The sequence below is a fragment of the Candidatus Methanoplasma termitum genome (assembly GCF_000800805.1).
GTDB classification, from domain to species: domain Archaea; phylum Thermoplasmatota; class Thermoplasmata; order Methanomassiliicoccales; family Methanomethylophilaceae; genus Methanoplasma; species Methanoplasma termitum.
The window spans coordinates 551,111-566,071 of sequence record NZ_CP010070.1 but is presented as its reverse complement, the minus strand read 5'-3'; the positions used below and the strand labels follow the sequence as shown (position 1 = coordinate 566,071).

Here is a 14,961-nt window from a genome sequence, read left to right as displayed (position 1 = left end):
CGGGAAACACGAGGACGAACAACAACATGACCCCTCTGCTTACTTCGGCCCACGGCACACTGCAGGTATACTGCGTGGAAGTGACCGTTAAGACAGTGGAAGGCGCCATCGTCCCCGATCAGCTCGTAACGGTCGCGAACCTTCCCGGTGACGGCTACACCTACGAGGCATACACCGATTCCACAGGAAGGGCCTGGATATGGGTGCCCTCGGGAACGCGGACATTCGAGGCCGAGAACGAGATGTACGGATACGGAGTGGAGGACTTCAACGTACTGACCAACAACGATAACAAATTAACTATAGTTCTGGGTATAAAGATGACGTTGTCATCCGACCCGTCAGGCGTCGCGTTCATAACGGATACGGACGCAGACCCGGTGACCTTCTACGCTAAGGTGGAGAACAAGTACATCACGTATCCTCAAAGGGATATCAAGGGCATAGAGTGGTACAGAGTCGGAACGACCGACACGACCTATGGCAGGACCACCTTCACCGCAGGCTTCACCGCAGCGGCGAACAGCGACAGAGGCGCCAACTATACCAAGACCGGAATAACCGGCCTGACCAACAGCATGCCGGAACAGCCCGGCGGCACTCAGGACCTACGCAACTACAAGATGGACGTGAGCAAGAACGGGACGTATTGGGTGAGAGTGTATTACATCGACGGCAAAGGCATCGAAAGGACATATGTGAAATCCTATACGATCGACAACGTCTATACACAGGTAACCGGCGACTACAAGGGAGTGGACAGGGACAACCCCGCCATAACATACTATGACGAACCCATTCCCAACATGACCGAGAAGGCAGGCATAGCATTGGACTTCAACGGAACGACGATCCTGAAGAGCACCTCCGACGGTATCATCGAAGAGATGGGAACGAACGCTCATTTCAACGTGACGGCGAAGGCCGTATCGGGATTGACGATCGTACCTCCCGCCACTGTGTCGGTACCCCTGGACAAGCTGGTGTTGGATACGGTAGTGTTCCAATATTACTTCGACATCGCCGGCACCATCGATCTTTCAGAGACAACACTGAGCGACCCGACAGTGGGGTACACAGTAGCAGGTTCGACCCAACCGTACAGCACCGGCGGCTATGCCGGCGGCGCAGTGCCGGGCCCGGACCGCACGCTGACATTCGATTCGAACGCCGACGGTCTGGTATTCCTCATCACACAGAGCGGTCTGCGCTCGCCGGGAGATCCCAATGAGCCTAAGAACGGCACGTCCATATTCAACCAGATCATAATACAGGACGGCGTGAACGTTACTCTGGTCTTCGACAGCATAGATCTCATCGGCGACATAACGCTGCAAGGCAATGCGGACGTTACTCTGCTGCTTGCTATGGATACAACATATCTCGTAAGCAACACAACGGTGGGCAGCTTCGTCCACGGCGGCATCAACGTCGCCGAGCACGCGGGAGGAAAGACCTCTTCTCTTACTGTCAACAGCGCAGCATCCGTCGGAAAGGGCAACGGCCAGCTTACGGTCACGGCAACAAGCAGCGCCGGTGCCGGAATAGGCGGCGCGTCCGGTGAAATCGGCGGCAACATATCCGTAATCGGCGGCATATTGACCGCAACCGCTATCGGCGGCGCGGCAATTGACGGGAACATAACCATCGACAGCACAGCGACCGTAACGGCATACTCGAACGGGAACATGCCCGCGATCCATACTGGCAGATCAGGCAACAACGGCAACGGCTATTACGTCAACGCCGTTCTGAACAGAGCGATCTCCTCATCGTCGGCATCGACGCTCCGCGTCTACGGCAACGGAGACACCACCACGGTGTTGACATCACTCGAACTGCCGGCAGGCTACAGGAGTTTCGCTTTCATGCTCCCAGGCATGGCCTCTCAGGAAGATTACAACGTGTACCTGTCGAACGGAACGGTCCTGCACCCGGTGGTACGGGTGGCGGACGACCAGCCCGAGATCTATTCGATGAACGCACAGAGCGATTACGACGCCCACAGCGCAAGCCCGGGCGACGGATATCTGCCGGTGAAGCTCACGGAGGTCTCGATATCCGGTATCGTCACCGATGACACCACAGCGAAGAATCCGTTAGTAGGCGTTGTAATAACTCACACAATTGACGGAACGGCGCAGCCGACGGTCTCCACAACGGCCGGAGGGGCATACACCATATCAGGCATACCCTACGGAGCAACAGTCGCCGTCACAGACCTGACACACACAGGATACCTCGGCGTAACGTCCACGTACATCAACACGACCGTGACATCCGATCTCACCGGCCAGAACATGGAGATGACCTGGGACCCCGCTTACACAAACATAACTGTCCAAATTACCGGGACAGGCAGCGTGACGGTAGCTGGAACAGGATATTCGCAGACAGTATCTGTCACAACCTCATTGGCTGTGCCCGTATCGGCAGGCACCGGCCTGACCTTCACGGCAACGGCGGTATCACCGAACGTCTTCGTCAGCTTCCAGCAGAACTCCGGAACGTTATCGAACGTCAGCCCCGTCACATACACCGTGGCCAACGGCGACACGATCAAGGCGGTATTCGACTCGAGCGCTACGACGACATACAACATAACCGTCAATGTCACCGGAACAGGTTCAGTCAATGTCAGCGCAGGTGCGGCGTCCGTCGCAACCGTCACAACGACATCTACGGTCGCTATACCCGTAGCGTCGGGATACAGCCTGACCTTCACGGCAACGGCGGTATCACCGAACGTCTTCGTCAGCTTCCAGCAGAACTCAGGAACGTTATCGAACGTCAGCCCCGTCACATACACCGTGGCCAACGGCGACACGATCAAGGCGGTATTCGACTCGAGCGCGACAACGACATACAACATAACCGTCAACGTCACCGGAACAGGGTCCGTGAATGTCAGCGCAGGTGCGGCGTCCGTCGCGACTGTCACAACGACATCTACGGTCGCTATACCCGTAGCGTCGGGATACAGCCTGACCTTCACGGCAACGGCGGTATCACCGAACGTCTTCGTCAGCTTCCAGCAGAACTCAGGAACGTTATCGAACGTCAGCCCCGTCACATACACCGTGGCCAACGGCGACACGATCTACGCTGTGTTCGAGGGTAACGCAACGCTGACTTACAACATAACAGTTAACGTCTCCGGAGCCGGATCGGTCGGAGTAGCGGCAGGCATAACGACCATAGCGACGGTAACAACATCGTCTATTGTCTCGATACCTGTATCGTCCGGATATAATCTGACGTTTACGGCTACCCCAGGCACCGGACAGGATCTTATAAGCATAGTACAGTCCGGTTCCGCTTCGGCCACCGTGGCATACAGTCCGGCCACCCTCACAGTAGCCGCGAATGACATCCGTAACGGTAACATTCGCCGCCGAGGGACCAACCGGAACGACGATCAACTTCACCCTCGTGGTCACCGCAGGCGGTTCCGCGACCGTGTCCGGCGTCACCGGAACGTTCACGGCCGGAACTTACACCGTGGCCGCGAACGCGGAGCGACCGTGTTCACGGCGACACCCGACTCGGGATACTACTTTGGCAACATGATCCAGACGCCGGCCAACGTTATATTGGCATACAGCCCCGCTTCCCTCACAATAGCCGCGAATGACACCATCACTGTGAACTTCCTTGCCTCGTCAACGACCAAGACCTTGAGCTTGGATAAGACAGACATCACCGGCGGAGACGGTTCCATTACCGTTGCGGTAAACGGAAGCGTTACTTTCACAGCTACCCTGCCATATACGGGACACTTCGTATCCACAGATACGGTGACCGTGACCGCGGTAAGCGGATCCGCATCAGTATTCTCGTACTGGAACGGAACGACATTCCCGACAGGCTTCAACCCAGGAATAGCAAACAACTCAACCTTCACCATGGATACCGACTATACTCTGACGGCGTGCTTTGTCAAGTCTTCGACGGCGACAACCCTCACTTTGGATAAGGTCGATATCACAAACGGAGACGGTTCCATAACCGTAGCGGTGACCGGAGGACCCACCTTCACTGCGATACTCCCCTATACGGGGAAGTTCGCGCCCACCGACCAGGTGACCGTGACAGCGGTGAGCGGGTCCGCATCGGTATTCTCGTACTGGACCGGAGCGGCATTCCCAACGGGCTTCAACCCAGGAATCGCCAACAACTCGGTGTTCACCACGGACACCGACTACACCCTGACGGCGCGCTTCATAGACTCTTCGACGGCGACGACCCTGACCTTGGATAAGACGGATGTCACAGGCGGAGACGGTTCGATAACCGTAGCGGTGACAGGAGGACCCAGCTTCACGGCGATACTCCCGTACACCGGATATTTCACGCCGACTGATCAGGTGACCGTGACCGCAGTTGACGGTTCGATATCATGGTTCTATAACTGGACCGGAGCGTCGTACCCGACGGGATTCAACGTGAACGTTGCGAACAACCCCGCGTTCACCACGGACGCCGACTACACCTTGACCGCGGTCTTCGATAACACATATACTTTAACCTACGATCCGAACGGCGGAACGCTTGACTCGGCGATGGTAAGTCCTGTGAACAACCTGCCTGTGCAGACAGGATATCCCCTCGACGTCACCAACACGCCGACACACGCACAAGAGATGTACAACACCACTCTCACCGACGTTCTGTTCGTCGGATGGACCGAAGGGTCCGCCGTCGCAACGATATTGGAGAAGGGGAACGCCCTTCCCGCGACGGTGACATCCGTGGACATCGCCGGTGACGTTACCGTTTACGCCGTATGGGGATACGACCGCAACGGCAACGGCACTCCCGATGTCCTAGAAGCGTTGGACATGACCCTCAACCTTCCGAGCATCGTGATCATCCAGCAGAAGTTCGGCGCAGGCGCGAGCTACGGCACGACGGATATCAAGGAGACATTCACATCCGGCGTACAGAACCGTGTCGCACGCAGCAACTTCTTCACCCTCGCACCGACGACTGCGGACGGATTGTTGGCATACACTCTCGCAGATGTGAACATCACATTCACTGACATCGCCGGGTTCGAGAGCGTCGGAACGCTCGCCGATACCCTGACGATGAACGGTCTTGACATCCACGGCGCCAAGTCTGGAGTGGCCAAGGTGACAGTGTCACTGAAGGCAGACCCGACTGTGTTTGCGGAAGTTATCGTGGTCGTGCCAGGAGACGTAAACAGGAACGGAAGCATCACCGTGGCGGACATGTCCGCGCTTAATGCGTACATAACATCTCCGGCATTCAGCCGGGATACTTCCGGATTTGTTGTGAATGATCAGTACACGCTCTTGTTGGCCGATATCAACAGGAGCGGGAGCGTCACCGTGGCGGACTACTCGGCGATCAACGCATACATCACATCGCCGCTGTTCTCCAGGGACACGTCAGGATGGTCGTAACAGAGGTAAAGATCACACTAAGCATAAGTTGAAACATAATCAAGGAAAAGTAAAGAGAAGATCGATGAGGAAAAAAATGAATTCAAAAAAGATCCTGCCCATTGTGCTCGTAGCGGCACTGGCAGTAATACTCAGCATATCACTGGCGGGGATCATAAGCACCCACCAGTCCCAGGCGGCCCAGGGGGACGGAGGCAGTATAACATTAGAACAGGTACCGCACGCTCCGTTGTTGAATGTAGGTGACTCGGTATCGCTCATGGCAACGTTCGATGCGCCTCAAGGGGACGGCATTTATGGAATTAACATGTATGTTGTATATAACAATACACAACTGAGCTTTGCCGGCTTTGGTGCACTGACTCCCCAGGCAAACTATTCGGCTCCCTCGGGCGTTGTTTGGAATACGCCGATCACCGGATCCGATACACTGCTGCTCAACTTCGCTGTAGGGCGCAACTCTATCGGCAATCCGGCAGGTGAAGTAACGCTCATATTGAACTTCACGATCAAGCAAGGGTTCATCGACAACAACTATAGGGGCGATGCGTTCATGGGTCCAATAACATCTATTTACGATGGGACCGTCGATCTGCTGATCGCACCCATCCCCAACATTCCCGCAACCACCGAGGATTGGTCGCTGGTCGGCGCAGGGGGGAACGGCACTCTCAATTCATATGGCGGTGACTACAGGCTTCCGATTCCGTTCGCGGATATTGCCGGCATTAACCCCACGACCGGTCTGACAACCAACGGCTGGGGCATAATCAATAACGCCGGCTACGACGATCTTATCTTGAATGCGAACGGCGGTGTTTTCGGCGTCAGCGCCACCTCATACACCATAGCGAACCTGCCCGACAGCACCTACAACCTCGACGAGGCATCCCTGCAGGCGGAAGACGCGAATTACGCCGACCCGACGCACGCGCAGGTCGGCGGCGAGGACGTGCTGCTGGTGGGCTGGAGCACAACTCAGACATCGACGATACTCAGAGCGGCCGACACCCTTCCGTCGACCATGGTAACGTCGGTCACCCTGAACGGTTCCGACGTCACCGTCTACGCAGTGTGGGGATACGACACCAACGGCAGCGGGAAGCCGGACATCATACAGGCAGGCCCCGATACCTACATAATAACGGCCTCTGCCGACGGCAACTCCACCATATCGCCATCGGGAAAGGTGACGGTCAACGGAGGCATCGATAAGAAGTTCACCTTCTCTGCGAAGAGCGGTTACCGCATAATGTCGGTGACGGTGGACGTAACGCCTTTAACGCAAGCCGATATCAACTCCGGTTCGTACACGTTCCACAGCGTAGACGGGGATCATAAGATCGAGGTAAAAAGTACGGCCGCTCCGGCGGAACCCGTCGAGCCAGGCCCAGGACCTGGTCCCGGCCCAGGACCCGGACCGGGCCCCACTGACACAGAACGTGTGGGCGGCATAGGTGCATGGGTCTGGTGGGTCGCCCTGTTGCTGATAGCGCTCCTGATACTGCTCCTGATAGCGTTCTGGTTCAGAGGAGGATTGTTCCTCAACGTGACACAGGGAGACGAAGGAGTGAAGGCAGCGGCGGTCGCATACACGATAGTAAAGGACGGCAAGACCGAGTCCGGTATCGTGGAAACGAACTCGAAGGGCAAGTGCAGGATCAAGGCGAAGAAAGATGCCGTCGTGACCGTCTCGGCCGTCACGAAGGATACCGGAGTCGCCGTCGGACTCCCGATGGTCGCGGAGATGGAGAAGAGGAGAGTGCACAGGAACGTAATGTTCAAGTGATCGACCCCGACTAAACATTTTCCCTCAAACATTTTTCCGACATTTTTTTTGAACTCAAGTCTCTGTACTTTGAAGATTCCTGCTTGCCGAAACGCTTTGGTCGGAGTACGATCCATTATAACCAGACATCAATGACCTCTTCATCACTTTCGAATGTCCAGGTAAATGTCCAGGTAAATGTCCAGGTAAATGTCCGTGTAAATGTCCGTGTAGCGGCCGTTACAACGCCGTTATATCAACTCATCTCGGGCTAATATAGAAAGAGCGGTGAACTTCAGGACCGATCGGCACGGTGACGGTTTCCTATAAACCACCCTAATAAAGTATATAAGAGAGAGTATCAATGTGGTCAGCAGCATCTTTGTTATGCTGATAGATTGCATTTTGCTGCATTTCATTACATGAAGGGAAAAAAATGAGCAACGAGGAAACAATTGAACTTGGAGAGTATACAATCAGGACCTTGCCTCCGGAAGTATCCGGCAGCGAGGAGACGCTTAAGACCGGAACGACCACCATCGGTATGAAGATAAAAGACGGTGTGATCCTCGCGTCCGACCAGAGAGCGACAATGAGCCACATGATCGCACACAGCAATGTTCAAAAGGTCTACCCGCTCGCAGACAACCTCGGAATGACGATCGCCGGAGTAGTAGGCGACGCTCAGTTGATGGTAAGGTTCATTCAGAGCGAAGTTTCCATCTATTCGATGAAAAGAGGATCCCCGATGTCCGTCAAAGCGGCGGCGACACTCGTCGCCAACGTCATGCGCAACGGATTCTATCTCGGACTGATAGTGGGCGGCCACGACTCCACCGGCGGCCATGTGTTCAGCGTCGACGGTGCCGGAGGATACATCGAGGACAACTACATGTCGATAGGTTCCGGCTCTACGTTCGCAATGGGTTCCCTTGAAGCCTCGTTCAAAAAGAACATGAGTAAAAAAGAAGCAATAGATGTTGCAATTACAGCGCTAAACTCTTCCAGGAGGAGGGACAGCGGATCGGGGGACGGCATGCTCATCTCATACATCGGGCCGAAAGGCTACGAGGAGATACCCCAGGAAAGCATCAAAGCAAGATGCGAAGAACTCGGATTCGCATATCCGAACTAATTCCTTTCTTTCAAACATCTTTTAATTCCACCATAACAAGCTGGATTTCATATGAACCCGGATAGAATATTTGAGAACCTAAGGGAAGAAGTAGAGAAGCTGATACCAAAGGAAATGAACGTATCGGCGATAGCCTTCGAGGGCTCCGTGGTCGTGATCTATACAACGGAATACGACAAATTCTCCGGAAACGACGAACTGCCGAGGACCCTCGCCCAGAACCTGAGGAGAAGAGTGGACATAAGGCCGGACCCGACCACATTGGAGGACACCGAAACGGTAAGGGAGAAGATCCTCTCCATGATACCGGGATCGGCAGAGGTCTTTGACGTCAATTTCATCGAGGAGACAGGCGAAGCGATAATCGAGGCGATAAATCCCAACGAGGTTCTCGGGAAAGAAGGCCAGCTGCTGTCAGACATAAAGAAAGAATCGGGTTGGAATGTAAAGGTGATCAGGGCACCCCCCATACCGTCAAAGACCGTTTCCGATGTCAGAGGATACATACGCACATATCAGGACGACAGGCACAAGATGCTGAAATCAGTCGCAAGGAACCTCGTCAGGCCAGCTATGCTGGGGGATCAGTGGGTAAGAATAACGACCATGGGCGGATTCAGGCAGGTAGGCAGGTCCGCATCGCTTTTGACGACTAGGGACAGCAAGATCCTCATCGACTGCGGTCTCGATCCGAGCAGCGACGCCACCCCCTATTTCGGGATACCGGAAGTGCAGCCGTTGGAAAAGATTGATGCTGTGGTCGTCACACACGCGCATATGGACCACTGCGGAACGCTACCAGCACTCTATAAGTATGGATATGAAGGGCCGGTCTACTGTACACCACCAACGAGAGATCTTATGGCACTTCTCCAGCTTGACAACATCAAACTCGGGTTCGGCGAGGCGAAGAAACAGCAGTACGAGGCTCAGCACGTGCGCAAAGAGATAATGCACACCATCACACTCAAATACAACGAAACGACCGACATCGCACCCGATGTAAGGTTGACATTCCATAACGCAGGACACATCCTCGGTTCCGCGATAGCTCATTTCCACATCGGCGACGGATTGCACAACGTCGCTTTTTCCGGAGACACGAAATACGAGAAGACATGGCTTTTCAATCCCGCCAACAACAGGTTCCCGAGGTTGGAGACGTTGGTCATAGAATCGACATACGGCGGCCACAACGACGTGCAGCCGTCCAGGGTGGACGCATCGGAAGAGATGAAAGAGATCCTGAAGCAGGCCGCAGAACTCGGCGGGAAAGTACTCATCCCAGTGTTCGCGGTGGGAAGGTCCCAGGAGGTCATGCTGGTTATCGAGGAGCTCATGCGCACGGGAAAGATCCCCCAGATGAACGTCTATCTCGACGGAATGATATGGGAGGCGACGGCGATCCACACCGCATACCCGGAATATCTGAACAGTCAGCTTAGGACGCAGATATTCCAGCAGAACGAGAATCCCTTCCTGTCGCCGATATTCAAGAGGGTGGAGACCTCCATAATGAGAGAGGAGATCTGCCACTCGCCCGACTCCTGCATAGTGTTGGCGACAAGCGGTATGATGGCCGGCGGCCCCGTGATGGAATACTTCAAAGAATGGGCGGATGACGCAAAGAACACCCTGATATTCGTCGGATACCAATCGGAAGGAAGTCTGGGAAGAACGATACAGAGAGGGCGTCAGGACATAACTCTAAACAGCAAGGGCAAGCAGATAGACCTGGACATAAAGATGAACCGCGTCACGGTCGACGGATTCTCGGGACATTCCGACCGTAAGCAGTTGATGAAGTATATCCAATCCCTCGAACCTAAGCCGAGCAAGATAATAATCGGCCACGGGGAGGACAGGAAATGTACGGATCTGGCATCATCCATATACAAGAAATTCAACATCGAGACGAAAGCGCCGCTGAACCTTGAGACAATAAGATTAAGGTGATGATTTGAGGTCGGTGGTAGCGATCACAGGCGCCTCGGGCAGTATCTATGGGGTACGCCTCCTCCGAGAGCTTCCCGGAGAGAAGATATTGGTGATGTCCAAGGCCGCAAAGATGATCCTTCCCGAAGAGATGGGGATGTCCGTCGAACAAGCGGAAGCGATGGCTGACAAGGTCTTCGATGACGATGATCTATTCGCTTCCATTTCCTCCGGATCTTACCATTACGATTGTTTGTTCGTTGCTCCGTGCAGCGAGTCCTCTGTGGCAAAATTCGCATCCGGGATATCCGATACTCTGATATCCAGGGCGGTAGCGGTCAGCATCAAGGAAGGCAGAAAGGTCATTCTGGTCGTAAGAGAGACGCCGAAGAGTGCGATTATGCTGGAAAATGAGTTGAAACTTGCAAGGTGCGGCGTAGTGATAATGGATGCCAATCCGGGATTCTATCCCAAGCCTGGGTCTGTGGAAGATATGGTCGACTTCGTCGTTGGGAAATGTTTGGACAGGGTCGGGATAGATCATAACCTATACAAGAGATGGGAATGAACCCTTTCGGGGCACATCCAGAAACACCCAACAGACTGAAGATTTCCCCTATTTTCTCGAAGTCACGCTTCGAAGACGACTTTCCTGTCGCGCAGCATTTCCTCCATGAGGTGTGGTCTTCTCTTTACGCCTTCTTCGCAGACAACATCCACCTCCGACCCGAGAGCGTCCCTTAAGTCATAAAGAAACCCACCGAGGTCAAAGAGAGTGCATCCTTCAGGAGCGACAACACAAAAATCAAAATCGCTTTTCTAATTGCAGTCCCCGCGTGCTCTCGACCCAAATAAATATACGCGGATCATGTCGTATTTTTCGGCGATAGGTGCGATTATCTCCTTTAATTCATCGAGAGTGACATTACAGCCTGTGTCTGCGGAGCTCATATATTACTGTATCAAGTGGAAACCTATAATAATTATGCAATATCGGCTCTGGTGAAACCTTGTGTGTTCAAAGTTTTCAGATTACTCTGAACACACAAAGATTTATCGCAGAGATCAAGGGAAAGGCCGAAGCATTCAACGTGACATTAAGGTAAGGGGGCATCATTCAAGATAAATCGCCGGTCTCCCAGGTACAGCGGCCCTTGACTTGTTCTGCGGATCGTACGCTTTTTCATCGTCTGCCGAGAACACGTCGACCTCCGCACCGAGCTCTTCTTTCAGGAAATCCTTCGCCGAGGTCAGCAATGAGTACTCATCCATTTCGATCATATCCCTCTTCGATGAGGAAGACGATCTGGATAGATCTGTAACAACTTTCTTAACGAATTCCGTTACGGCCTTGCCGTTCTTTCTGAGCTCCTCGTCCGCCATGCACTTCTTTGTCAGTGTGGGTATGTCGAGTTTACCTTCCTCCGTCATTTCCAGACCCATCTTCATGACATTCGTTTTCCATGAAGGGGTAGTGTAGAGGAATATCCTCTTCGGTTCCGCGGACGTGACCTTTTTGATCTGGGTAATGTCTGACATTACATCTCTGATCAATCCTTCGCCGTATTCGGCGGAGCTCGACGTCATGCCCGGCTCGGGAAGCTGCGAGGATGAGACCAATCCTTTGAATCCCGCCCTGCTCCACATCTCTTCTGCGGTGTGGGGGGTGATCGGCGTCATCATGGAGATCCAGATCCTCAACGCCTCAGAAATGGTCTCTTTATTCTTCCCGCCTCTCCTGCCGTACCATTTTATGTCGTTCAGCATTTCAAAGTAGACTGCGGTGGCCATCTGCCTGAGGTCGTATTTTTCCATCGCCGCCCTTGCGGAAGCGGAATAGCCGTTGAATCTGGATATCAGCCATCTGTCGATCTCCTTCTTATCACCGGTGCCCGATGAGAGCAGCTCTTCAACGGTGCCCATTATCCTGTCCAGCCTTTGTCTGTACGTGATGACGATGTCCTCGCTCCACTCGACATCCACGAACATGGACGCAACATGCGCATAGTACAGTCTGAGCGCATCGACGCCGAACTGCTCTACGGCTCCCGGTATCGGCTGCGCACCGCCCTTGGATTTGGAGATCTTGTTCTTTTTTCCGGTGATGTACCAATTGACAATGATACCCTTCGGCAGCATATCATCGGGAAGTATCGCACTGTGGTTGAACAGATAAACGGGGAAATGCACAGTCATATGTTCTTTCCCGCCGAGGTTGATGTCCAGCGGGTACCAGTATTTCACGTCCCTGCGTATCTTTTTCAATAGGTCTTCGGAAACGCCGGTGTTCTTTGATACGGTCCTTACATCTCCCTTGCCCAGTACCACATGATCGAAGAATTCTTCAGTCATGTTCTCTGGAACTATCTTTTTCTCATTCGCATAGATCGAGATGATATAATACAGAGGATAAAGCGTCGAATCCGATATTGCTTCGATGATCCATTTCTCATCATAGGGGAACTTCGTCCCCAGCCAGTTGCCTTGTCTCACGCACGCGCGTTCCCTGAACCATTTGAGAGTGGAATGAACATTCTCGTAGAATTCCGGAGGATAGATCTCCATGTCATAGCAGTGTTTGTCGGTCCTTTCCGTAAGGCTCTCGTCACCGTAGTTGATGAACCATTGATCGTCGATCCTTTTCACTCTTACGGGCTGTCCGCACCTGCAGACCACCTCCTCGGTGAGATCGAAGAACAATTCCGCCTCCCCGGAATCGATCATCGCCTGCTTCATCTTGTCCTTGGCCTCCTCGACCCTCATCCCTCCGTATTTCCCGCAGATGTCCTTCATGCGGCCCATATGGTAGCCGTCCTTGTACACCTGCTTTTTAGCTTCGTCGAGTCTCGGATCCCCCGGCTGAGTTATCCCCATCTTTTTTATGATGTCCTGAGCGGGGAATTCTCCGTAACCTTCGATCGATATTATGGAAACGGGAATAACAGAATCGAGAAGTTCTTTGGACAGGCCGTATCTCTTTGCGAGAGCGGTATCGGTCTTCAAAGCTTCCAGCGATATCCAGTCGTCGGGGGCGTCGGAAGGTACCGATGTCACCAGCCCGCTTCCCACGTTCGGATCGGAGAACGATGCGGGAAGTACCGGAACTTTCTTATGCAGCATAGGCGCCTCGCACGTCCATCCGATCATGTCCTTTCCGGATATGGGAGACAATATCGTCACGCCGTCCTTCTGCAGCTGAAGTTTCTCCGCCGCCGGTTTGGAAACGATCCAGGTCTCGCCGCCTTTCTTTATCCTGGTGTATTCCACGTCGGGGTTCACCCAGAAACATACCTGACCGTAAACGGTCTCCGGCCTGAGCGTGGCAGCGACCAAGTACTCTTTTCCGTGTTTGAACTTTAAAAGGGTATATTCCTGGACCTCGGCGTTGCCGCCTTTCGAGATGTCCGTTTCGGAAGCATCCACCGCGACAGGTCCGTGTACCGGGCAGGTCGGGGAGTAATACGGTTTTTGGATCAGTAGATTCTGTTCATTCAGCTTTTTGAACTGCCACTGAATGAATTTTGTGTAATCGGGATACAAAGTGCACGTGAACCTTCTCCAGTCGGCAAGGAATCCGAATCTCTTCCAGTAATCGTTCACATAGACCTCGTTGAAATAATCGACCACTTTCATCGGGTCCTTCAGATCGTTCAGTTTCTCCTTCGGGCAGCCGTTCCTTAAAAGATATTCTATGAAATCCTCATCTTTGTTCGCGACCCTTGAAGCAAGAGTTATGGCGCCGTTACCGGTCGCGTGAGTGCCCACCGGGAACATGACGTTGTATCCGGTCATGCGCTTGTATCTGCCGATGGCATCAACGTATGTGTAACCTCTGAGGTGTCCGACATGAAGGAATCCCGTAACTCCGGGATAAGCGAATATGAGCATGAATTTGGGTTTTCCGAGTTCCGTGTTCGCCCGGTCGAGTTTGTTCTTTGACCATTCCGCTTGCCATTTTCCTTCCATTTCACTGTAACCGGACATCTGAGCCCTCTGGGGTGTTTACGCTTTAATATCACTCTTAATTAAATAATATACTATAAAAGAATATGAGCGTGCCCTTAAAGAATGATCTTCGAATTGTCTTACTATTTTCATGATATTATTGTGGAAACATTTTTATTGCGTTACACGATGTATGACCAAGACGAATTGACATCAAATCTTTGAATAATTATCAAAGAAATGATAGATAAGTCTTACAAAACCTGATTATTGTCTTACAATTGTAAGAAGTTTTATATATGTAATATTACATTGGCAGTAATACACAAGTGCGAAGGGATGGGACTCTACAACACTTGGAGATGATGAAATGGGAGAGATGGAAGAATCGATCACGATCAGGATGGGAAAAGAAGACACCCAAACAATGGATGACTTCATGGTCGAGATAGGAGTAAAAAGTCGCTCCCGTTTCATCAGGGACGCGATCATTGGCTACATAAACCTGAAAAAGGAGGGTGCCAACGGTGCGGGAAACGGGATCTTCGTCCGTTTCAAAGAGGTACAGATGGAAGCCATCAGACTGATGGTGGAACAAGGCGTTGCCTTCGATGAAGAGGAGTTCGTCAGGAAATGCACGATGGACAGAATTGTCACAAAGGAGTCCGAAGTGGAAGCTGCGAACCGCGCTTTGGCGATGGCGCAAAAGACCTCAGCGATGAAATGAAGAAAAGGATGGGAAAAACGAT

At 52.9% G+C, this 14,961-nt stretch carries 8 protein-coding genes; 6 read left to right on the top strand and 2 right to left on the bottom strand.

Annotated features, from left to right (window positions below):
• Positions 1–26: 26 nt before the first annotated feature.
• The 5 genes from Mpt1_RS02635 to Mpt1_RS02615 all read left to right on the top strand — a co-directional run bounded on the left by Mpt1_RS02635 (position 27) and on the right by Mpt1_RS02615 (position 10,835).
• Positions 27–5,429 carry a beta strand repeat-containing protein gene (locus Mpt1_RS02635; RefSeq protein WP_048111831.1) on the top strand — a complete coding sequence of 1,801 codons (5,403 nt, stop codon included), beginning with the start codon at positions 27–29 and terminating at the stop codon, positions 5,427–5,429.
• Between the two features lie 64 nt (positions 5,430–5,493).
• On the top strand, positions 5,494–7,218 hold the full coding sequence (locus Mpt1_RS02630) for a hypothetical protein (protein WP_048111829.1): 1,725 nt from the start codon (positions 5,494–5,496) through the stop codon (positions 7,216–7,218).
• A 415-nt stretch (positions 7,219–7,633) separates the two neighbouring features.
• On the top strand, positions 7,634–8,332 hold the full coding sequence (locus Mpt1_RS02625; protein ID WP_082007229.1) for a proteasome subunit beta: 699 nt from the start codon (positions 7,634–7,636) through the stop codon (positions 8,330–8,332).
• 51 nt (positions 8,333–8,383) lie between these two features.
• Entirely contained in the window at positions 8,384–10,288 is a 1,905-nt protein-coding gene (locus tag Mpt1_RS02620; protein WP_048111823.1) for a beta-CASP ribonuclease aCPSF1, read from the top strand.
• Positions 10,289–10,301: 13 nt separating this feature from the next.
• Positions 10,302–10,835, top strand: coding sequence for a UbiX family flavin prenyltransferase (locus Mpt1_RS02615; RefSeq protein WP_238603157.1), 534 nt, complete (start codon positions 10,302–10,304; stop codon positions 10,833–10,835).
• Between the two features lie 251 nt (positions 10,836–11,086).
• On the opposite strand, the gene Mpt1_RS07750 is transcribed toward Mpt1_RS02615, so the two are convergent.
• Positions 11,087–11,218 carry a nucleotidyltransferase family protein gene (locus Mpt1_RS07750; RefSeq protein ID WP_148305806.1) on the bottom strand — a complete coding sequence of 44 codons (132 nt, stop codon included), beginning with the start codon at positions 11,216–11,218 and terminating at the stop codon, positions 11,087–11,089.
• Positions 11,219–11,380: 162 nt separating this feature from the next.
• Positions 11,381–14,251 (bottom strand): leucine--tRNA ligase, encoded by a 2,871-nt coding sequence (gene leuS, locus Mpt1_RS02610; protein WP_048111819.1) that lies wholly within the window; start codon positions 14,249–14,251, stop codon positions 11,381–11,383.
• 331 nt (positions 14,252–14,582) lie between these two features.
• On the opposite strand from leuS, the gene Mpt1_RS02605 reads away from it, so the two are divergent.
• A complete protein-coding gene (locus tag Mpt1_RS02605; protein ID WP_048111817.1) occupies positions 14,583–14,939 on the top strand; it encodes a ribbon-helix-helix domain-containing protein in 357 nt (118 codons plus the stop codon).
• Positions 14,940–14,961: the final 22 nt, after the last annotated feature.

Bases quoted from the DNA above. Each gene is read 5' to 3' on its own strand.
- leuS (WP_048111819.1), bottom strand. From the start codon at position 14,251: ATGTCCGGTTACAGTGAAATGGAAGGAAAATGGCAAGCGGAATGGTCA.
- Mpt1_RS07750 (WP_148305806.1), bottom strand. From the start codon at position 11,218: ATGAGCTCCGCAGACACAGGCTGTAATGTCACTCTCGATGAATTAAAG.
- Mpt1_RS02630 (WP_048111829.1), top strand. From the start codon at position 5,494: ATGAGGAAAAAAATGAATTCAAAAAAGATCCTGCCCATTGTGCTCGTA.
- Mpt1_RS02635 (WP_048111831.1), top strand. From the start codon at position 27: ATGACCCCTCTGCTTACTTCGGCCCACGGCACACTGCAGGTATACTGC.
- Mpt1_RS02625 (WP_082007229.1), top strand. From the start codon at position 7,634: ATGAGCAACGAGGAAACAATTGAACTTGGAGAGTATACAATCAGGACC.
- Mpt1_RS02605 (WP_048111817.1), top strand. From the start codon at position 14,583: ATGGGAGAGATGGAAGAATCGATCACGATCAGGATGGGAAAAGAAGAC.
- Mpt1_RS02620 (WP_048111823.1), top strand. From the start codon at position 8,384: ATGAACCCGGATAGAATATTTGAGAACCTAAGGGAAGAAGTAGAGAAG.